This is a genomic window from Streptomyces radicis (genome assembly GCF_003626575.1).
Taxonomy (GTDB): Bacteria; Actinomycetota; Actinomycetes; order Streptomycetales; family Streptomycetaceae; genus Streptomyces; species Streptomyces radicis.
Genome location: NZ_RBDY01000018.1, coordinates 108,227 through 128,165 on the forward strand (window position 1 = coordinate 108,227; position 19,939 = coordinate 128,165).

Annotated in this window: 15 protein-coding genes; 5 read left to right on the top strand and 10 right to left on the bottom strand. The window is 71.6% G+C overall.

Annotation, left to right across the window (positions count from 1 at the left end; all coding sequences use genetic code 11):
- Positions 1-500: 500 nt before the first annotated feature.
- The 4 genes from D7318_RS21675 to D7318_RS21690 all read right to left on the bottom strand — a co-directional run bounded on the left by D7318_RS21675 (position 501) and on the right by D7318_RS21690 (position 7,747).
- Positions 501-1,904 (bottom strand): alpha-amylase, encoded by a 1,404-nt coding sequence (locus D7318_RS21675; protein WP_230423947.1) that lies wholly within the window; start codon positions 1,902-1,904, stop codon positions 501-503.
- Between the two features lie 248 nt (positions 1,905-2,152).
- Positions 2,153-3,193 (bottom strand): LacI family DNA-binding transcriptional regulator, encoded by a 1,041-nt coding sequence (locus tag D7318_RS21680; RefSeq protein ID WP_120698811.1) that lies wholly within the window; start codon positions 3,191-3,193, stop codon positions 2,153-2,155.
- Positions 3,178-4,836 (bottom strand): glycoside hydrolase family 13 protein, encoded by a 1,659-nt coding sequence (locus D7318_RS21685; RefSeq protein WP_120698813.1) that lies wholly within the window; start codon positions 4,834-4,836, stop codon positions 3,178-3,180. Before D7318_RS21685 ends, D7318_RS21680 begins: the two co-directional genes overlap by 16 nt.
- 241 nt (positions 4,837-5,077) lie before the next feature.
- On the bottom strand, positions 5,078-7,747 hold the full coding sequence (locus D7318_RS21690; protein ID WP_120698814.1) for a GNAT family N-acetyltransferase: 2,670 nt from the start codon (positions 7,745-7,747) through the stop codon (positions 5,078-5,080).
- A gap of 131 nt (positions 7,748-7,878) precedes the next feature.
- On the opposite strand from D7318_RS21690, the gene D7318_RS21695 reads away from it, so the two are divergent.
- The 3 genes from D7318_RS21695 to D7318_RS21705 all read left to right on the top strand — a co-directional run bounded on the left by D7318_RS21695 (position 7,879) and on the right by D7318_RS21705 (position 10,533).
- Positions 7,879-8,610, top strand: a complete 732-nt coding sequence (locus D7318_RS21695; RefSeq protein ID WP_120698815.1) for a siderophore-interacting protein — start codon at positions 7,879-7,881, stop codon at positions 8,608-8,610.
- Between the two features lie 113 nt (positions 8,611-8,723).
- Entirely contained in the window at positions 8,724-9,293 is a 570-nt protein-coding gene (locus tag D7318_RS21700) for a TetR/AcrR family transcriptional regulator (RefSeq protein ID WP_120698817.1), read from the top strand.
- 43 nt (positions 9,294-9,336) lie between these two features.
- Positions 9,337-10,533, top strand: a complete 1,197-nt coding sequence (locus D7318_RS21705) for a GDSL-type esterase/lipase family protein (RefSeq protein WP_120698818.1) — start codon at positions 9,337-9,339, stop codon at positions 10,531-10,533.
- A gap of 64 nt (positions 10,534-10,597) precedes the next feature.
- On the opposite strand, the gene D7318_RS21710 is transcribed toward D7318_RS21705, so the two are convergent.
- A complete protein-coding gene (locus tag D7318_RS21710) occupies positions 10,598-11,752 on the bottom strand; it encodes a S1 family peptidase (RefSeq protein ID WP_120698820.1) in 1,155 nt (384 codons plus the stop codon).
- Positions 11,753-11,910: 158 nt separating this feature from the next.
- Here D7318_RS21710 and D7318_RS21715 point away from each other — a divergent pair, with 158 nt between their 5' ends.
- The gene (locus D7318_RS21715; RefSeq protein ID WP_120698822.1) at positions 11,911-13,119 is read left to right on the top strand and encodes an RNA-guided endonuclease InsQ/TnpB family protein; all 1,209 of its coding nucleotides are present in this window, start codon (positions 11,911-11,913) and stop codon (positions 13,117-13,119) included.
- A gap of 193 nt (positions 13,120-13,312) precedes the next feature.
- Here D7318_RS21715 and D7318_RS21720 read toward each other — a convergent pair whose 3' ends face one another.
- The 5 genes from D7318_RS21720 to D7318_RS21740 form a co-directional block, all read right to left on the bottom strand.
- Positions 13,313-14,263 carry an aminoglycoside phosphotransferase family protein gene (locus D7318_RS21720; protein WP_408055520.1) on the bottom strand — a complete coding sequence of 317 codons (951 nt, stop codon included), beginning with the start codon at positions 14,261-14,263 and terminating at the stop codon, positions 13,313-13,315.
- Positions 14,264-14,447: 184 nt separating this feature from the next.
- Positions 14,448-15,770 (bottom strand): ABC transporter substrate-binding protein, encoded by a 1,323-nt coding sequence (locus D7318_RS21725; RefSeq protein ID WP_183091558.1) that lies wholly within the window; start codon positions 15,768-15,770, stop codon positions 14,448-14,450.
- A gap of 15 nt (positions 15,771-15,785) precedes the next feature.
- Positions 15,786-16,640: a carbohydrate ABC transporter permease gene (locus D7318_RS21730; RefSeq protein WP_120698824.1), complete on the bottom strand. Its 855-nt coding sequence runs from the start codon at positions 16,638-16,640 to the stop codon at positions 15,786-15,788.
- Positions 16,633-17,577, bottom strand: a complete 945-nt coding sequence (locus D7318_RS21735; RefSeq protein ID WP_120698825.1) for a carbohydrate ABC transporter permease — start codon at positions 17,575-17,577, stop codon at positions 16,633-16,635. Before D7318_RS21735 ends, D7318_RS21730 begins: the two co-directional genes overlap by 8 nt.
- Before the next feature lie 274 nt (positions 17,578-17,851).
- On the bottom strand, positions 17,852-18,937 hold the full coding sequence (locus D7318_RS21740) for a LacI family DNA-binding transcriptional regulator (protein ID WP_220729735.1): 1,086 nt from the start codon (positions 18,935-18,937) through the stop codon (positions 17,852-17,854).
- 167 nt (positions 18,938-19,104) lie between these two features.
- On the opposite strand from D7318_RS21740, the gene D7318_RS21745 reads away from it, so the two are divergent.
- On the top strand, positions 19,105-19,939 hold an 835-nt coding region (locus tag D7318_RS21745), incomplete at its 3' end, for a Gfo/Idh/MocA family protein (protein ID WP_147437771.1).

Consider the following 19,939-nt stretch of genomic DNA (forward strand, 5'->3'; position numbering starts at 1 on the left):
ACACAAAGTGTGCCCTGTTTCAGAAGAGACCCGGTCCTCGCGTAAGCGGGACATAAAGCCCGGTGGGCCCGCTGAACGACGCGCGCCCGGCCCCGGACCGGCCCGCTCCATAAGCTCAACGTGCGCGCGGTGAACGACGAGAGCGGCGGCCAGGGCAGGCCCGAAGGGTGCGCGCTACCGCAACTGACCACCGGGAGAACGGCCGCCAACTACGGGCGCGGCCGCGCCCGTTCGGCGAACGGCCCCGGCCAACGGCGAGACCTGCCGGTGACCGGGACGGCCGGTCACCCGACGCCCCCCCTCCCGTAGGTGCCAAGCTCTGACCCGCACCCACCACGAAAGCAGTGGTCGGCCGACGGCGAGCGGGAGGAAGGCCAGCCAGTAGCCGCCCCACCCAGAACGCCCGCCGCCGACCACCCACCCCGAAAGCAGTGGTCGGCCGACGGCGAGCGGGAGGAAGGCCAGCCAGTAGCCGCCGCCCGCCGTCGACCGCCCGTCAACTACCCCACGTGGAACGCGACAGCGGACTTCGCGGGCAGCTCGATCGCCACCCGGCCACCCGCGACGGTCACCTCGGTGGCGCACTCGTCGAGGACGTTGCAGTACGTCCCGTCGGGCACGGCCGTGGTGAACTCCGCGCTCACCGCCTCGGCGCCGTTGTTGATGGCGACGAATCCGCTCGCCCCACGGCCGAAGCCGAGGACGTTGCCCTGGGGCGACTGCACGTCGGACACCTCGGCCCCGCCGACCGCGTTGTGCCAGGCGACCATGCCGGTGACGCGGGGGTCGCGGTTGAGGCAGTACCAGCCGTTGGAGCAGTCCGTGTCGGTGACAAAGCCGCTTCCGTCGGCGGGCGGCGAGTCGTCGCGGCCCTCGAACTCGAATCCGGCGTAGACGGTGGGGGCGGAGTGGTTCCAGCCGAGCTGGAAGACGTTGGCGAGGACGGCCGTGTCGCCGTCGCGGTAGGTGAGGTGGCGGCCGTCGCGTTCGGTGTCGTGGTTGGTGACGAACGAGACGGAGTTCTCCGCGGGCAGCAGCCCGGGCCCGAAGTCGGCCAGGCTGGCGATGTCGCCCTGGAACGCGGCCTTGAGCTGGTCCGCGTAGGTGAAGTCCAGGACGCGCCCGCTGCCGTAGTACTCGTCGGGCTGCAGGGTCGCGCCGGGGAAGACCTCGTGGAAGACGAACGGGGCCGAGCCGTCGGCGGTGGCGTCGAGTTGGCCCACGATCGCCTCGAGGTCGCCCGCGGGGATGTGCTTGGCCGCGTCCACCCGGAAGCCCGAGACGCCGAGCGCTATCTGGGAGTTGAGGTATCCGGCGATGGACGCCTGAACGTCGGCGTTGCCCGTCTTGAGGTCGGGCAGGCCGAGCAACTCGCAGTTCTGGACCTCCCAGGTGTCGTTCCAGTTGCTGATGGTCCGGTTGCAGATGTCGACGTTGTAGTCCGCCCGTTCGTACATCGGCGGGGCGTACTTGTCGGTGAGCTGGGTGCCGCCGTAGCTGGTGCCGGGCTGGGCGGCGGTGTGGTTGATCACGGCGTCGGTGTAGACCTTCACCCCGGCGGCGTTGCACGCGTCGGCCATGGCGGCGAAGTCGTCCTGGGTGCCGAAGCGCCCGCTCAACTCGTAGCTGTACGGCTGGTAGATGTCCCACCAGGCGCCGTCGGGGTGGGCGAAGGACTCGGCCGGTGGGGCGACCCAGACCGCGCCATAGCCCGCGGGGCCGAGCACGTCGGTGCACTCGGCGGCCACCGAACGCCAGTTCCACGCCCAGAGGTTGGCGATGACGTCTCCCTCGGCCGCCGCCGACGTGGAGGGCTCGGCGGATGCGGGGACGGCCACCATGGTGGTGGTCAGGGCGGCCGCGACGGCCGTGGCGATTCCGAGTCGTTTGCTGATGTGGGGCACGGAGCTTGCTCCTCTTCCGAGTTCTGGCGTGGGGGGATCACGTGGCCAGGGGGCCGCACGGCAGACAGGCCCGGCTCGGCGGTCTCCTGGATCACGCTGGGGGAGAGATCCGACGCGCCACGGCTCTCCAGGAGTTTCCGCAAGGTGATCGCAAGTTCTTGCGGCTCGTCCTGAAAGTTACAGAGGACTTGCAGCATGGGCCAGGGGTGGAACGGTGACGTTCCCGTGAAGAGGGTGTGCGCGCGGCGTCAGGGGAGACGGGTGTCCCGCAGGGTGGCGGTGGAGCCCCTGACGACCAGCTCGGGCTGGAAGACGAACTCCGTGTGCTGGACGAGGTTCCCGCTGATCTCCTCGAGCAGGGAGTTCACGGCCGCGCTCGTCATCGCGCGGACGGGCTGGCGCAGGGTGGTGAGCGGCGGGTCGGTGAACGCGAACAGGTGCGAGTCGTCGTACCCGACCACCGAGATGTCGTCCGGCACCTCAAGTCCCCGCTGCCGCACGGCCCTTACCGCACCGAGGGCCATCATGTCGCTGCCGCAGACGATGCCCGTGCAGCCCGCGTCCAGCAGGGCGGCGGCCGCCGCCTGGCCGCCCTCGACGCTGAACAGCGTGTGCTGAACGGCCCCTTGGCCGCCCGTCTCATCGAGGAACCCCGCGACCTTGCGCTGCGTCGGCACGAACCGGTGCGGCCCGACGGCGAGTCCGATGTCCCGGTGGCCCAACGCCCTGAGGTGCTGCACCGCCCTGCGCGTCGCGGCGGCGTCGTCGGGGGAGACGAAGGGCGCCTTGATCGCGGGGTTGAAGCCGTTGATGAGGACGAACGGCACGCCGCGCCCGGTGAGTCGGGCATAGCGCTCGGGGTCGGCCGTGGTGTCGGCGTGCAGCCCCGAGAGAAAGATGATGCCCGTGACGCCCCGGTCGACCAGCTGCTCCACCAGCTCGTCCTCGGTCGCGCCGCCCGGGCTCTGGGTGCACAGCACGGGCGTGTAGCCGCTGCGGACGAGCACCTGCTCGATGACCTGGGCGAACGCGGGGAATATCGGGTTGGTCAGCTCGGGGATCACCAACCCGATGAGGCCGGAGCTGCGTTGCCGCAGCCGCGTGGGGCGCTCGTAGCCGAGGACGTCGAGGGCGGCGAGCACCTTCTGTCGGGTGGCCGCGGCGACGCCCGCCTTGCCGTTGAGCACGCGGCTCACCGTCGCCTCGCTGACTCCGGCGTGCTGCGCGATGTCGGCCAGCCGGGCGGGCGGCGGCAGCACCCCACCAGCGTCTCTCACGCCTGCCACCATACCGTGCTGTCCGGCGGCACCTCGGTGCCGTCGGCGCCTGGACCGCTGGCCAGGAGCTTGTAGGCGGTCTCGGGCAGCAGGTCGCCGACGTCCACGGCGGCGCCACCGGTGTTGGCGACACAGATCACCGCCTCGCCGGTCGGGGCGTCGCGGCGGAAGGCGAGGACGCCATCGGGCGCGTCGAGCCAGCGGACCGAATCGCCCGCGCCCAGCGCGGGGTTGATCGCGCGGGCGGCGAGGGCCGCGCGGTAGAGCTCGAGGGTGGAGGCGGGGTCGCCGGTCTGGCGGGCGACCGAGAGCGTTGCCCAGGTGGGGGGTTGGGGCAGCCAGCTGCCGCCGTCGCCGAAGCCGTAGGACGGGCCGTGCGGGGTCCAGGGGATGGGGACGCGGCAGCCGTCGCGCAGGCCCTCGTCGCCGTCGGCGCCGCGGCGGGAGAACGCCGGGTCCTGGCGGGCCTCGTCGGGGAGGTCGGTGACCTCGGGCAGGCCGAGCTCCTCGCCCTGGTAGAGGTAGGCGGAGCCGGGGAGGGCGAGCATCAACAGCGTTGCGGCGCGGGCGCGTTCGAGGCCGCCGCCGAGGCGGGTGCGGTGGCGCACGACATCGTGGTTGGACAGCACCCAGGTGGAGGGCGCGCCCACCGGGCGCATCGAGTCGAGCGAGGAGTCGATGGCGCGGCGCAGCGCGGCGGCGTCCCAAGGCGCGCGGAGATAGTGGAAGTTGAACGCCTGGTGCAGCTCGTCGGGGCGCACATAGCGCGCGGTGCGCCGCTCGTCGGCCGTCCAGGCTTCGGCGACGCCGATGCGGGGCCCCGGATACTCGTCGAGGACGGTGCGCCACGAGCGGTAGATCTCGTGGACGCCGTCCTGGTCGAAGAACGGCTGGATATCGGTGCCCAGCAGGTGGAGTTGGCCGGGGTCGCCCATGTCGGGGAGTCCTGGGGCCTTGACGAGGCCGTGGGCGACGTCGATGCGGAAGCCGTCGACGCCCATGTCGAGCCAGAAGCGCAGGACGGAGCGGAACTCGTCGTGGACGGCGCGGTTGTCCCAGTTGAGGTCGGGCTGTTCGGGGGCGAAGAGGTGGAGGTACCACTCGCCCGGGGTGCCTTCGGGGTCGTCGACGCGGGTCCAGGCGGGGCCGCCGAAGATGGACTCCCAGTCGTTGGGCGGGAGTTCGCCGTCCACGCCGCGTCCGGGGCGGAAGTGGTAGCGCTCGCGCAGGGGCGAGCCCGGGCCCTCGCGCAGGGCGCGCCGGAACCACTCGTGGCGGTCGGACGAGTGGTTGGGGACGAGGTCGGTGATGACCTTCAGGCCCAGGTGGTGGGCGTCGCGGATGAGGGCGTCGGCGTCGTGGAGGTCGCCGAACATCGGGTCGATGGCGCGGTAGTCGGCGACGTCGTAGCCCGCGTCGGCCTGGGGTGAGGCGTAGAAGGGGCTCAGCCACACGGCGTCCACACCGAGTTCGGCCAGGTAGGGCAGCCGGGCGCGGATGCCCGCGAGGTCGCCCATCCCGTCGCCGTTCCCATCGGCGAACGAGCGTGGGTAGACCTGGTAGATGACCGCGTCACGCCACCACTCCGACGGGCGGTGGGCCTTCTGTGGGGTGCCGTTGACCGGGTGGGAACGGTCGGCGAGGTGCTGGCTCATGTCATCCCTGGGGTGTGAGGGGGGTTGGCCACCGCGGCGCCGGGCTCATGGGAACGTAACAGCGACACCAGGAGATTGAAAGAGCTTGCCGAAAATTGCCGCAATGCAATGCGGTTCGACCCCGCCCCCGGGGAGGTCGGGGCGGGGCCGCGATGGTGGCGGATCTCACCGATGGGACGGCGGGATCCGGTCAGGTCAACGCCGTCGCGCGCCGCGACCCGGGCGCGTTGTCGCCATGTCCTCACCCCTTTTCGGGGCGGGTCAGAAACGCCAACTGGGCGCGTTTGTGGGGGAGTTCGATGACCGGGCCGAGCTCGAGGCCGGTGCGCAGGGCACGTTCGACGGCCTTGGTGTTCCGGGTGTCGGGCTCGGCGACAACGCGCCGCACGGCCGGGTCGGACAGGACGAACGCGACGAGCGTCGGCATCAGCCCGGTGGTGAGACCCCGGCGCAGCGGGCCCTGGGGTGGCGCGATCAGGAGGTGGACGCCGAGGTCGCCCTCCTGGACGTCATAGTGGGTGCCGACCTCGTCGGCGGCCGGGTCGTAGGTCTGGAAGAGCGCCACCGGCACGCCGTCGCGGTGCACGAGATAGGCGTGGTGGGTGTCGAGCGAGTCGAGGAACTCGTAGATCTCCAGGACGCCTTCGCGGCCCGCGTCCCTCATCCCCCAGAACGTGGCGCGCTCGTCGCTCACCCAGCCGTGGATCAGGTCGAGGTCGGCCACGGGGTCCACGGGGACGACGGTGACCGTGCCGAAGCCCTCGACGGTGCGGCGGTGAACGGGCGGGCGTGGCACGGCCGTTGAGGCACCGACGGGGATCGAGTCCTCATGGGTGAGGCGCCCCTCGTCGAGGACCACCGGGGTGAGGCGGCCCGCGCGCCACAGCGGCGCCTGGTCGTGATGGTGCGGGTGGTCGGCGGTGCCGTGGGCGCCGAGCGGGACGATCCAGCGGCTGTCCGCGCGCCGGGCGAGGTCCCACACATAGCGGGCGACGGGCCCGCGCGCGCTGACGTCCGTCACGCCGGGGACGCTCGCGGTGGCCAGCACGCAGTCCGCGTCGCCCGAGAGCCCGCCGATGTCGAACGACGGGGGTCCTGGCAGCGCCCGCCAGGCGGCCAGCCGGTGGCGTTCGCCCCACGGCGGGTGCTCGTCGCCTGTGGCGGCGACCTCGTCAAGGGCCGCGCGCACCACCGGGTCGGGGTCGAGGCCTGGGACGGTGCCGGGGGTGAGCAGGGTGGTGAGGGCGAACGCGATGCGGGGGAGCGGGTCGAGCCAGGGGCGCAGCACCTCGGGGCAGGCGGGCCCTGGGCGGTCGCCGTGCGCGGGGGTGATCCCCTGGTCCGCCAGGTCGGCGAGCGCGGTGAACGGGGGCCGTTCACCCAGGAGGCGGACACAGGCGGCCCGCACGGCGGCGTACGCGGTGGCGTCCTTCGAGTCGGCGTCCATGCGCCGGTCCCAGTCGATGAGCCGCTTGCGGAGCCCGGCGGCCTCGGGCGACAGGTCGGCCAGCCGGTTCATCGCGTCGAGCAGCGCGCCCGCGCCGCCCGCCACGGTGTCGGCGTGCACGGCCTCCATGTCCTGGGCCTTGAGCCCTGTGGCGCCGTCGAGCAACTCCCCGATGCGGCGGTGCTGGTGGCCGGGCAGGAACTCCACGCCGAGCGGCGCGGCGAGGCCCCGCTCGTTGGCCATCACCGCGAGGCCGTCCACCGGGGCGCGGCCCAGCGGCTCGTACGCGTGCGGCTGCCACGCGTGGCGCGGGTCCCAACCCGGCACGGGGCGTTGCCTGTTGTCAGGGTGCCGCACGGGGACGCGCCCGGCGACGCGGTGCAGCGTGCCGCCCTCGGTGTCGGCGGCCAGCACGACGTTGACCGGCTCGACCCACGCGTCGAGGGCGCGGTCGACGTCCGCGACGGTCCTGGCGCGCAGCAGGCGGGGGAGGGCCGCGAAGCCCAACGCGCCGGTGACGCGGGGGACATGGCGCAGGCTGATGGCCTCGGGGTCGTCGGGGCCGCCGATGATCACGGGGCCGCGCTCGGTCTCGATCACCTCGACCGTCACGGGGTCGCCGCCCGCCACCTCGACGGTCTCCACGCCGTGCTCGGTCGGGCGCCAGCCGTCGGGGCCCAGGGCCTCGACGCCGTCGTCGCCGCGGCGCAGCCGCTCGCGGTAGAGGTCCTGGTAGTCGGCCATGGCGTTGGTGATGCCCCAGGCGACCGTGCCGGTGTGGCCGAAGTGCGGGATGCCGGGGACGCCGGGGAGCGCGAGGCCGATGACGTCGAACTCCGGGCAGGCCAGCCGTATTTGCTGGTAGCAGCCGGGATCCTCGACATAGCGGTGCGGGTCACCGGCGAGCAACGCGGCGCCGGACGCGGTGTGTTCGCCGGTGAGCAGCCAGCCGTTGCTGCCCGCGGTGGCGATGTCGCCACCGCTGAACCACTCGACGGCCCCGGGGCCGAGGCGGTGGGCGACCTCCGCGCGCCACAGCTTGGCGGGCATGCCCGTGAAGAGGAGGTGGGTGGAGAGCCAGATGCCCAGCGGCACCCAGGGCTGCCAACGCCCCGGCGTGACACCGGTGTCGGCGAACTCCGATGCCTCGCCCGCCGCTTGGGGCAGGGCGGCGTTGACGCCATCGGTGTAGGCGGTGACCCAGGCGCGGGTCGCGTCGTCGAGGGCGAGGAAGCAGCGGCGGGCGGTCTGCGCGAGGCGCGCCCGGCGCGCCAGGATGTCCCAGCCGACGGCGCGAGGGCCGAGGAACGCGGCGGAGGTGCCGCGCAGCCTGCGGTGGTCGACCTCCAGCTGCCAGGCCCGGTCGCGGGCGGCGGCGAGGCCCTGCGCATGGGCGAGGCGGTCGGCGCTGCCGGCTCGCACATGCGGGATGCCCCACGGGTCGCGGTGGATGTCGACGGTCACGAAGCCCCCATGGTCTCTTCTCACTCGGCCACCCGATATTAGGTTAGGCTTGCCTAACTTATGCGGGGATGCGGTCGGCGAGCAACCGAGCTGTCGAGCCGCGGTGAGGATTTCGAGAAGGGGAGGCCCTGATGGCCCACGGCTGGGAAGGCGCCGTGCTCAAGCTGATGCGCGGCAAGGACTTCACGCTGACCGTGACCGGCGTCGAGGCGGTCACCGAGCGGTACCGCAGGCTGCGCGTGACCGACGGCGGCCTGCTCGCCGCCGTTCCGCCGCATCCGACGATGTGGGCGCGCCTGTGGTTCGACCGGGGAGGGAAGCCGCACCAGCGCGCGTACACGCTGGTCGACCCCGATCCCCGGGCGGGCACGTTCTCGCTCGAGTTCGCGCTGCACGACGGCACCGCGAGCGACTGGGCCCGCGCCGCCGAGCCGGGCGCCACGGTGGACACCACCGTGCAGGGCACGGGCTTCGACCGGCCCGATCCCGAGCCCTCGCGCCTGCTCGTGGTCGGCGACCCGGCGTCGCTGCCCGGGGTCAACTCCCTGCTCGACGCGTTCCCCGAGGCCGACGCCACGATCTGGTTCGAGGCGCCCGACCCGGGGGACCGGGAGCTGCCGTTCCGCGTGGACGCCGAGCGGCACGAGCTGCGCCTGGTCGAACGGATCGACGGCGGCGGGCAGTTGGTGAAGGAGGTGCGCGCGGCGCTGCCCGCGCTCGTCGACGACCCCGAGCGCGTCTACGCCTGGGTGGCCTGCGACACGCGCACGACACGGGAGCTCGGGGCGTTCCTGCGCAAGGAGGTCGGCCTGCCCCGGCGTCGCGTGCACGCCCTGGGGTACTGGCGCGCGGACACCAACTGACCGTTCGGGCCGGGCCGTTGGGGACGGGCGCCAACCTGAATGTTCCTGGGATTTGCCTATAGCTTGTAGGTAGCTGCATAATGGCCCCAGGAAACGCGGAGAGGAGAGCCGTGATGGCGCGCGTGGGGCTGACCGCGGAACGCCTGGCCAGGGCGGGTGCGGAGCTGGCCGACGAGGTCGGGTTCGACCAGGTGACCGTCTCGGCGCTCGCCCGGCGGTTCGACGTCAAGGTCGCCAGCCTGTACTCGCACGTCAAGAGCTCCCAGGACCTCAGGACGAGGATCGCCCTGCTCGCCCTGGAGGAGATGGCCGACCGGGGCGCCGCCGCCCTGGCCGGGCGCGCGGGCAAGGACGCCCTGGCCGCCCTGGCGAACGTCTACCGCGACTACGCCCGCGAGCACCCGGGCCGCTACGCCGCCGCCAGGCTGCGGCTCGACCCCGAGGCCGCCGCCGCCAGCGCGGGCGGCAGGCACGCGCACATGACCCGCGCGATCCTGCGCGGCTACGACCTGACCGAGCCCGACCAGACGCACGCCGTCCGGCTGCTCGGCAGCGTCTTCCACGGCTACGTCAGCCTCGAGCTCGGCGGCGGCTTCGACCACAGCGCCCCCGACAGCGAGGAGACCTGGACGCGGATCCTCGACGCCCTCGACGCCCTGCTGCGGAGCTGGCCCGCCGCGTGACGGGCGGCACCCCCCGAACGTTCCCCCCGACAGGTTGAGACCCATGCGCACCGAGCACCACCCCGAGCACCCCTGGATCACCACCCCCGTCACCGCGGACCTGCTGCGCGGCGCCCTCGACCTCGAGCCCACGGGGCGCGGCCTCCTGCCGCACCGGCTCCCGGCCTGGGCCCGCGCCCAGTACGCCGACGGCCAGCTGGCCATGGCCGAGTCCCAACCCTCGGGCGTGCGCCTGGCGTTCCGCACCCGCGCCACCGCCGTCGAGCTGGACACGGTGCCCACCAAGCGCGTCTACGTGGGCGCCCCACCGCGCCCCGACGGCGTGTACGAGCTGCTCGTCGACGGCCGCCAGGTCGGCCGGTCATCCGTCGCGGGCGGCGACACCCTGACCATCGACATGGCCACCGGCACCGCCGAGCACCGCGAGGGCCCGCCCGGCACCGTCCGCTTCGCCGACCTGCCGGGCGAGGCCAAGGACGTCGAGATCTGGCTGCCGCACAACGAGACCACCCGGCTCGTCGCCCTGCGCACCGACGCCCCCGTCGAGCCGACGCCCGACCCGGGCCGCCGGGTGTGGCTGCACCACGGCAGCTCGATCAGCCACGGCTCCGACGCCGCGGGCCCGACCAGCACATGGCCCGCGCTCGCCGCGTCGCTCGGCGGCGTCGAGCTGATCAACCTCGGCTTCGGCGGCGGCGCCCTGCTCGACCCGTTCACCGCGCGCGCCATGCGGGACACCCCGGCCGACCTGGTCAGCGTCAAGATCGGCATCAACCTGGTCAACACCGATCTCATGCGGCTGCGCGCCTTCACCCCCGCCGTGCACGGCTTCCTCGACACCCTCCGCGAGGGCCACCCCACCGCGCCCCTGCTGGTCGTCTCGCCCATCCTGTGCCCCATCCACGAGGACACGCCGGGGCCGAGCGTCCCCGACCCCGAGTCCTTCGGCACCGGCCGACTCAGGTTCAAGGCCACCGGCGACCCGGCCGAACGGGCGGGCGGCAAGCTGACGTTGGGCGTCATCCGCGACGAGCTGGCCGGGATCGTGGCGCAACGGGCCGCCCATGACCCGAACCTCCACCTCATCGACGGGCGCGACCTCTACGGCGAGGCCGACGCCGCCGAGCTGCCGCTCCCCGACGAGCTGCACCCCGACGCGGCCACCCACCGCCGCATCGGCGAGCGCTTCGCCGAACGCGCCTTCGCCCACGGCCCGTTCGCCGCCGCCCCCGGCGCCTGAACGGCGGAGCGGGTGGACCACCCCCTTCCCGTGGTGGTCCACCCGCTCCGCACGGTGCCGCGCGTCAGGCCGTGTGCAGGGTCAACCCGTACACGGACAGGATCTCGTTGAGCGGCTGGTACCACGTCTCGCCGCCGCTCGAGCAGTTGCCCCAGCCGCCCGAGGTCACGCCCTGGGCCTGGTCGCCGCTGATGTAGGAGCCGCCCGAGTCACCGCCCTCGGCGCAGACGCTCGTCTTGGTCAACTGGTAGACGACCTCGCCCGAGCTGTAGTTGACGGTCTCGTTCTTGGCGAGCAGCGTGCCGCAGTGCCACCCGGTGGTGGAGCCGGAGCGGCAGATCGACGCGCCCACGGGCGCCTCGTTCGAGCCGCGCACCAGCGCGTCGGAGACCGTGCCCCAGCCCAGGACGACCGGCTCGGTCCACCAGCCGTTCCCCACGCTGACATACGCGTAGTCGTTGCCGGGGAACGACGAGCCCTGGAAGTGCCCGATCAGCGAGCGGTCCCAGCCGTAGACCGCCGCGCCGCCCCCGCCGCAGTGCCCCGCGGTCACAAACCCGCCGTGCACCGAGAAGCCGATGGAACAGCGCACATTGCCCGTGTAGTAGGGGTCGCCGCCGACCGTGCCCGCGGCGAGGGTCTGCGGGGCCCCGGCCACGGAGCGGACCTCGACCGCGCCCTCCGCCTTCGCGTCCGCGAGGAACGCGGCGACCTCGGCGTCCGACTCGGCGCCGCTGACGACGTTGACGACCACGCTGTTGGCGAGCGGGTCCACGTGCCAGCTGCTCACGCCCTCGGGCGCCCCTTCGGGCCCGGCCAGGTCGTTGATCGCGACCAGGGTGGCGTCGAGGGCCGCCTGGGTGTGGTCGACCAGCTCGACCTCGGCCCCTGTGGCCAGGACGGGCTCGGCGTACTCGCGGTCGGTCACGCCCACGACCAGGGTCCCGGCCTCCGCGTCGAACCAGCTGCCGCCGAACGCCTCGGCCGCCGCGCTCTTCGCGTCCGCCTCGATGGCGACGGCGTCGGCCTCCTGGGCGAGGCGTTCGACGGCCTGCTCCTCGGAGAGGCCGAGGTCGCGCTCGAGGGCGTCGACCAACGCGGGCTCGGCGACGGGCTGTTCGGCCGAGGAGCGCTCGGCGGCGACCGCGCCGGTGCCGGTCAGCGCGCCTGCGATCAGCAGCGCCGACAGGGACAGGCGAATGCCTGCGGTGCGTCTCATCTGGTCTCCTTCGTGGATGCTCCGGCCTTCGGGCCGGGGAGGAAACGAAGCTCTTGTGGAGCAGGGCAGGGGAAGGCGAATCGCCGCCGGGGCGATTCGGCGTCTACGGCCACCGATCGACACCCTTGGGTCACATGGGGGTTGATAGGGTGTGAGGTATGGCGCGGCAGGTCAAGCGGGCGTTCAGGTACCGCTTCTACCCCACGAGCGAGCAGGCGGCGGAGCTGTCGCGGACGTTCGGCTGCGTCCGTCTCGTGTACAACAAGGCGCTTCAGGAACGCACGCGCGCCTGGTATGGCGAGCAGCGCCGGGTCTCCTACGTGGAGTCGTCGGCGATGCTGACCGGATGGAAGAAGACCGAGGAGCTCGCCTTCCTGGGCGAGGTGTCCTGCGTCCCGCTCCAGCAGGCCCTCAGGCATCTCCAGACCGCCTTCACCAACTTCTTCGCCAAGCGCGCCACATACCCCCGCTACAAGTCCCGGAAGAAGTCGCGCGCGTCGGCCGAGTACACCCGCAGCGCCTTCACATGGCGTGACGGGGAGTTGACGCTCGCGAAGATGAGCGGGCCCCTGGACATCCGCTGGTCGCGTCCACTGCCCCAGGGGGCGGAGCCGTCCACCGTGACCGTCTCCCGCGACGCGGCGGGCCGCTGGTTCGTGTCCCTGCTGTGCGAGGACACCATGGTCCCGGCCCCGGCGACCACGAACGCGGTCGGTATCGACGCGGGCATCACCTCCCTGGTGACCCTGTCCACCGGGGAGAAGATCGCCAATCCCCGGCACGAGCGCCGCGACCGCGCCCGCCTGGCCCGCGCACAGCGCCAGCTGTCCCGCAAGGCGAAGGGCTCGAACAACCGTGAGAAGGCCCGCCGGAAGGTGGCCCGTGTCCATGCGCGGATCGCCGACCGGCGCCGGGACTTCCTCCACAAGCTCACCACTCGGCTCGTCCGTGAGAACCAAACGGTCGTGATCGAGGACCTCACCGTCCGCAACCTGCTCAAGAACGGGCGTCTCGCGCGCGCCATCTCGGACGCGGCCTGGACGGAACTGCGTTCCATGCTGGAGTACAAGTGCGCCTGGTACGGGCGTGAACTCGTGGTGATCGACCGCTTCTTCCCCAGCTCGAAGCTGTGCGGGGCCTGCGGCACGGTCCGCGGGAAACTGCCGCTGAACGTCCGCGTGTGGACGTGTGAGTGCGGCACCACGCATGACCGTGATGTGAACGCGGCACGCACCATCCTGGCCGCCGGGCTGGCGGCAGCAGCCTGTGGAGACGGTGTAAGACCTCAACGGGAGTCCTCCCGGACAGGGCGGTCGTCGGTGAAGCAGGAAACCCAGCGGGCGACCGCTGGAACCCCCCGCCTTTAGGCGGGAGAGGAAGTCAAGGTGGGGGTGCTCCTTCTCTGCTCTACCTGTGAGGGGGCGGAACAAGGGAGACCGAGAGCGCTCTCACGTCTGGGGGCAGAGCCTAGAGGTATGGCATGGGCATGTCTAGACCAAAGGACGTGCCGCGGCTGCCCGTTCGCTGCCCGTTCCCACCGGCCGTTCCCACCGGCCGTTCTCATCGCTCGGCGAGCAGGGCCTCCGCGATGGCGACGTCCGGAACGCTGTGCGCGGTGGTGTCGCCGTTCTCGAGGTCCCACAGGGCGGTCTGGAGCACACGGGCGAGCGTCCAGGCCGTCGCGCGCCCCCGGTCGAGGCCGACGACCTCGGTCATCAGGTCGAAACGCCGCAGAACGGCCCGGCGCACGCTCGCGGTGGCGACCACGTCGTCCCAGCGGTTGTGCAGGGCGGGGAGCAGGTCGAACCCCGGGTCGCCCGCGAGCGGCTTGGGGTCGATCGCCAGCCAGGGCTCCCTGGGGTCCGACGGGTGCGCGCCCAGGACGTTGTCGTAGTGCAGGTCCCAGTGCAGCAGCCGGTCGCCCGGCTCCCCGCGCACCTCGGCGAGCGCGCCGGCACAGGCGTCGAGCAGGCGGCGGCGCTCCGGGTCGGCGACGCGGGCCAGCGCGGGCGGAACGCGCTCCAGCATGCGGGCTGCGATATCGCCGAGGCGGCGCATCCCCTCGGGCGCGGGGGCCGAGGTCAGCCGGGCGAGCAGCCCCGAGAGCGTCTCCAGGGCGGCCAGGTCATCGGCGACGGTGGCCAACGAGCGGCGCGCGTCGAGGCGTTCGAGCAGCATGGACCCCGTTGCGGGGGCGTGGTCGATCAGGCGCACGGCGCCGTCGCCGCCCCAGGCGCGCAGGGCGGTCGGCTCGCCCTCGGTCTCGTCGTCGACGGGCTGGACCTTGAGCACGGCCGGGCTTCCGTCCGCCCGCAGCACGGGCACCACGAGCGCGACCGCCCCGCACGCGGCGGGCCCGTCCGTCCGCAGCCGCCACGCGTCGAGGCGCGCGTCGACCAGCGCGGGCAGCGCGCCCGCCCACGCCCGCCCGCGCTCCCCGGCGTATGTGGCGTGCGCGGCGACGAGCGCGTCGGGGACCTGGACGCCGTGGCGCGAGGGGCTGATGGCCATGGGTGCGATGCCTCCTGCCGGGGGAAGGGCACCAGCCTCCCCCGGCGGGTGCGGACGATCAAACGGGATTCCCGCGAGGGGCGGACGCGGGAGGGCGCCGGTCCCCGGCCGACCCCGCGGGCAGCGGCCGCAGCACCCCGTGCCGCGGCCGCCCACGCGTCAGGCCCTGGCGGCACCGCCGCCCTCAGCTCGCGGCGTTGATCGCGTCGCCCAGCTCGTTGAAGAAGTCCTCCGTCGCCTCCTCGGGCGATGACTGCCCGAAGATGATCACCTGGTAGTAGCGGTTGAGCAGGACCTCGATGTCGCTGGCCCCGCTCGGGGTGATCGGGGGAGTGTCGCCGACCTCCTCGCTCATCGCCTCGGTGAAGGCCAGCGACTCCCTGCCCGCCTCGTCGAGCAGCGGCTCCACGGCGTCCCAGAACGCCGGGTTGGCGGGCTCGCCCCGGTCCAGGCCGAAGATCTCGGCCACGCGCGTGTCGTTGGAGAGGAAGTCGATCAACAGGGCGGCCTCGGCGGGGTGTTCGGTCGTGGAGGCCGCCGACCAGTACATCGAGGGCTTCAGATACTGGAAGCCCTCCTCCGTGTCGGCGTCGACCGGCCAGTTGGCCAGGGTGTAGTCGAAGTCGGGCGCCGCCGACTGGTAGGCGATGAACTGCCCGGCCGGGATGAACCCCATGGCCGTGCTGCCCGTCACCAGGCCGCTCTGGTCGAGCGGCAGGCCCAGGGTCTCGCTCAGCTCGGACGCCGAGGGCGCGGCCCCGCTGTCGATGTAGTCGAGCGTGCGCTGCCAGTAGGAGATCAGGAGTTCGGGGTCGAGGGCGAGCTCGCCGTTCTCGTCGAAGACCTGCCCGCCGTGCTGGCGGGCCCACACGGTGAGCGAGAAGGAGTCGCCCCCGAACGGGCTCAGCCCGTGCGCCTCGCCGTCGGACGCCTCGCTCAGCTCGATCGACGTGCGCTCGAAGTCCTCCCACGTCCACGAGGTGGTGTCGGGGATCTCGACGCCGTACTCCTCGAAGAGCGTGGTGTTGATGAGGATGCCGTTGGTCGTGGCGCCCGTCGGCACCGCGTACAGGTCGCCGTCCACGCGGCCCGTGTCCAGGACGTTCGGGTCAAGGTCCGAGACATCCAGGATGTTGTTCACGGTCGCGAGGTCGAGCAGGGCGCCCCGCTCGGCGTAGGAGGAGAGATAGATCTGGTCGAACTGCGAGACGTCGGGCATGTCCCCGGCCGCGGTCGTGGTCGCGAGCCGGTCCCAGTAGCCGGTCCAGTCGGCGTACTGCGGCTCGACGTCGATGTTCGGGTACTCCTCCTCGAACAGCTCGATCGCCTCGATCGTCTGCTGCGTCCTGGCGTCCGCGCCCCACCAGTTCATGCTGATGGTCACGTCCTCGTCGGACAGCTCGGGATGGAGGACGGGATCGGCCCCCACCCCGCAGGCGGCGAGGGTCACCCCGGCCGTGGCGGCGGCGACGCCCGCGCGTACCGTGCGCGACGTATGACGTTTCATGGTCATCCTCCCTTGCTACTTGCCGCCTGTGGTGGCGATGCCGCGGAGCAGGAATCGCTGGCCGAACAGGAACACCAGGAACACCGGGATCAGCGACACGACGCTCATGGCGAACATGGCGCCGTAATCGGACTGGGTCTGTGCGTCGATGAACGAACGCAGCGCCACGGGCACCGTGTAGAGATCGGGCTTGGTCACGAAGATGAGTTGCGTGAAAAAGTCGTTCCACGTCCAGATGAACGTGAAGATCGCCGTCGTCGCGAGCGCGGGCACCATGAGCGGCAGCATGATCTGCCCGTAGATGCGCAGATGCCCCGCCCCGTCGATCCGCGCCGCCTCGTCCAGCTCCCGGGGAATGCCCCGGATGAACTGCACCATCAGGAAGATGAAGAACGCGTCCGTCGCCAGGAACTTCGGCACGATGAGCGGGAGATAGGTGTTGATCCAGCCGAGCTGCGCGTAGAAGACATACTGCGGAATGATCAGGACATGGATCGGCAGCATGATCGTGACCAGCATGGCCACAAAGGCGAACCCTCGCATCCTGAAGCGGAGGCGCGCGAACGCGTAGGCCGCCATCGAGCACGAGATGAGATTTCCGATCACCGAACCGAGCACGACCAGAAACGAGTTGAGCAGATATGTGCTGAACGGGTACGCCAGCGCGTCCCAGCCGTTCGGATAGTGGTCGAAGTCGAAGGTGTCGATGAACAGGCCCGAGCTGGTGAAGATGTCGGAGTTCGGGCGCAGCGAGCTGGCCACCATCCACAGCAGCGGATAGAGCATCAGGAGGCACACGATGATCAGGCCGACGTGCTTGATCACGCGGGCGACGCGTCGCCGCCTGGTGGTCGGATAAGCGTCAGTCATTGTAGAAAACCCAATACTTGGAGGCCCAGAAGTTCAGCGCCGTGAAGGCTCCGATGATGATGAGCAGCAGCCACGCGAGGGCCGAGGCATAGCCCATGCGGAAGCTGCCGAATCCCTCCTGATAGAGGTAGAGCGAGAAGAAGAGCGTCGAATCGCTCGGCCCGCCCCTGCCGTTGGAGATGATGTACGCCTGGGTGAACGACTGGAAGCTGCCGATCAGCCCGAGCACGAGGTTGAAGAAGATGATCGGGCTCAGCAGCGGCAGCGTGAGGGAGAACAGCTGCCGCTTCTTCGACGCCCCGTCGGTCGCCGCGGCCTCGTACAGCTCGCGCGGTATCTGCCGCAGGCCCGCGAGGAAGATGACCATCGGCGCGCCGAACGTCCACACATGCAGGATGACCAACGTGCCGAGCGCGGTGTCCGGATCGGTCACCCACCCCGGGCCCTCCACGCCGAAGAGGGCAAGGAATGCGTTTACCAGGCCCTCGGTGCCGAAGACCAGCCGCCACAGCACCGCGATCGCCACGCTCGCGCCCAGCAGCGAGGGCAGATAGAGGACCGAGCGGTAGAGGGAGAGCCCCCGGATGCCCCGGTCCAGCACGAGCGCCAGGGCCAGCGCGACGGCCAGCTGGAGCGGGACCGACACGATGACATAGGTGAACGTGACCTGGAGCGACTGGGCGAGCCGGTCGTCCGTCAACATCCGCCTGATGTTGTCAAGTCCCGTGAACTCCGGGTCCTGCAAGAGGTTGTAGTCCGTGAACGCCAGATACAGCGACGCGATCATCGGCCCGACCGTGATGCCGAGCAGTCCGATCACCCAGGGGGCCAGGAAGAACGCGGCGGCCTTGTTGTCGCGCGACCGCTCCTGTTTCCCCGCCGTGTCGAGCCGGGAGCGCGAACGGCTGAGGTTCCTGAACTCCCCGAGCGCGCTCACCGGAAGCCCTCCGCGTCCCGTGGTGGCCCCGACCGTTCATGACGCCGTCCTGGCGCGTCCGCTCTGCGGCGCTGTTGAGCTCGTTTCACGCACATGACCTTCAGTCGCCTCTCCATGCGAAGGGACCGTGCGCAGCGCGTCCCACGAGACGCCGGCGCCGGCGTGGCGCGACTCTAGGGGCCGAGTGATCGTTCACACAAGGTCCTTGCACCCGTTGTTTCGCGGAGATGTCCCGGAGGGGTGGCGCCGCCGGGGTGGTGCGCCGCGGGCGCGATCAGGCGGTGGGCCGGGGCGCGGGGCCCGTCGAGTCGCGCAGGATGATCCGGTTGAGGTCCGCCGCTCCCACCGGCCTGACCTGCAAGGACTCCCCGCGTAGCAGGGCGAGCAACTGCCGCACGGCCTGCCGCCCCTGGCGCTCGCGGTCGACGCTGATGGTGGTCAGGCGCGGCCTGAAGTAACGGCCCACCTCGTCGTCGTCCCAGCCGAACACGCTGACGTCGCGCGGCACCTGGATGCCCAGGCTCTGCAACCCCAGGATCACACCGAACGCGACATGATCGGACGCGGCGAACACGGCCGTGGCCCCCGAGCCCGCGATGACCCGGGTCGCCGCGTCCCAGCCCGACTTGGTGCTCCAGTCACCCTCGACCACCGCGACCGACTCGAGCCCGAGCTCGGCGATGGTCGCCTCGTACACCGCGCGCCGGTCCCGCGCCGAGGCCCAGTCGGGGTGCCCCGTGACATGGATGAAGCGGCGGTGGCCCAGGTCCGCCAGGTGCCGCAGCATGTCGGCGGCCATCGACGCGTCCGCGAACACGCCGAGCGAGCGCATCTGGTCGTCGTACACGCCGTCGATGACGATCGGCACGGGGAAGTCGGACGGCGCGGGGTCACCGGCGTTCGTGCCGAGCGACGTGAACGACAGGATCCCGTCGGTGCTCTCCGGCTGGAGCAGGGACTCGAGATGGGCGGCGCGCTCGGCGGCGTCGCCCTCGAGGCTCACGACGTCGAGCCGGTATCCGGCCTCGTGCGCCGCGGCGGCGGCACCGCTGAGCATCCTCGTGGGCATGCGCTCGGTGGAGCGGGGAAGGATCACGGCGATCCGGTTCGACCTGCGGGTGCGCATCGTCCTGGCCGCGAGGTTGGGGCGGTACCCCAGCTCGGCGACGGCCCGCGCCACCCTGCGGGTCGTGTCGGGGCGCATGGTCGGGTCGTCGCGCAGGAAGCGGGACACGGTCTGGTGGGACACCCCGGCGAGCCTGGCGACCTCGTGGATGGTCGGGGGCCTTCCCGCGGTCCGCGGGCGCGGCAGCGACTCCTTCGCCATGTCCGCCGCCCCTTCCGCGTCGTCCCCGTCCATCCTTCGGATGTCCCCGGGCCCCGTCGGCCGCCGGTCAGTCTATGAGAGGGCGGCCCCACCGGAAGATCATCGGGGCGTGAAACCGGGATAAAGCCCTTGTGTGATCGATCACCTGAGCTTAGGGTCCAGGGGTCAGCAAGCGCTTACCCACCCGAGGAGCTTCCCTCATGCCCCCTCCCTCATCCCGTGCGCGCGTGGCCGTGGTCGGCACGGGTGGCATCGTCAGCGGGAGCCATCTGCCCGCGCTGCGGGCCCATGCCGAGCGGGTCGAGCTGACGGCGGCCGTGGACATCGCCCCCGAGCGGCTCGACGCGTTCCGCGAGGCGGCCGCCGCCGCGGGCTTCGACGGTGTGCGCGGCTATGCGGACGTGGGTGCGATGTTGGCGGCCGAACGCCCCGACCTGGTGTTGATCGGGACGCCGCCTTCGTTGCATCGTGAGCAGACGGTGGCGGCGTTGGGGGCGGGGGCGTGGGTGTTGTGTGAGAAGCCGTTGACGTTGTCGTTGGCGGAGTGTGACGCGGTGGTGGCGGCGGAGGAGTCGTCGGGTGCGTTCGCGTCGGTGGTTTTCCAGCATCGGTACGGGTCGGGTGCGGTGCACGCTCGTGAGTTGATCGCGAGTGGTGAGTTGGGTCGCCCGTTGGTGGCGCACTGCCAGACGACGTGGTTTCGGGATGCGGCGTATTACGAGGTGCCGTGGCGGGGGCGTTGGGCCTCCGAGGGTGGTGGTCCGACGATGGGGCATGGGATCCATCAGTTCGATCTGCTGCTGCATCTGCTGGGTGAGTGGAGTGAGATTCGGGCGATGGCGGCGCGGTTGGTGCATGACGTGGAGAGTGAGGATGTCTCCGCGGCGCTGGTGCGTTTCGCCAACGGGGCGGTGGCGACGGTGGTCAACAGTGTGTTGTCGCCTGATGAGGTCAGCCGGATACGTGTGGACTGTGCGGAGGCGACGGTGGAGTTGACGCATCTGTACGGGCATCGGAATGAGGACTGGGTGTATA

What these genes read in the sequence shown, in the direction of transcription:
- D7318_RS21680 (WP_120698811.1), bottom strand. Translation starts at nt 3,193, where the DNA reads ATGGTGGCAGGCGTGAGAGACGCTGGTGGGGTGCTGCCGCCGCCCGCC.
- D7318_RS21685 (WP_120698813.1), bottom strand. Translation starts at nt 4,836, where the DNA reads ATGAGCCAGCACCTCGCCGACCGTTCCCACCCGGTCAACGGCACCCCA.
- D7318_RS21695 (WP_120698815.1), top strand. Translation starts at nt 7,879, where the DNA reads ATGGCCCACGGCTGGGAAGGCGCCGTGCTCAAGCTGATGCGCGGCAAG.
- D7318_RS21700 (WP_120698817.1), top strand. Translation starts at nt 8,724, where the DNA reads ATGGCGCGCGTGGGGCTGACCGCGGAACGCCTGGCCAGGGCGGGTGCG.
- D7318_RS21705 (WP_120698818.1), top strand. Translation starts at nt 9,337, where the DNA reads ATGCGCACCGAGCACCACCCCGAGCACCCCTGGATCACCACCCCCGTC.
- D7318_RS21710 (WP_120698820.1), bottom strand. Translation starts at nt 11,752, where the DNA reads ATGAGACGCACCGCAGGCATTCGCCTGTCCCTGTCGGCGCTGCTGATC.
- D7318_RS21715 (WP_120698822.1), top strand. Translation starts at nt 11,911, where the DNA reads ATGGCGCGGCAGGTCAAGCGGGCGTTCAGGTACCGCTTCTACCCCACG.
- D7318_RS21720 (WP_408055520.1), bottom strand. Translation starts at nt 14,263, where the DNA reads ATGGCCATCAGCCCCTCGCGCCACGGCGTCCAGGTCCCCGACGCGCTC.
- D7318_RS21725 (WP_183091558.1), bottom strand. Translation starts at nt 15,770, where the DNA reads ATGAAACGTCATACGTCGCGCACGGTACGCGCGGGCGTCGCCGCCGCC.
- D7318_RS21730 (WP_120698824.1), bottom strand. Translation starts at nt 16,640, where the DNA reads ATGACTGACGCTTATCCGACCACCAGGCGGCGACGCGTCGCCCGCGTG.
- D7318_RS21740 (WP_220729735.1), bottom strand. Translation starts at nt 18,937, where the DNA reads ATGGACGGGGACGACGCGGAAGGGGCGGCGGACATGGCGAAGGAGTCG.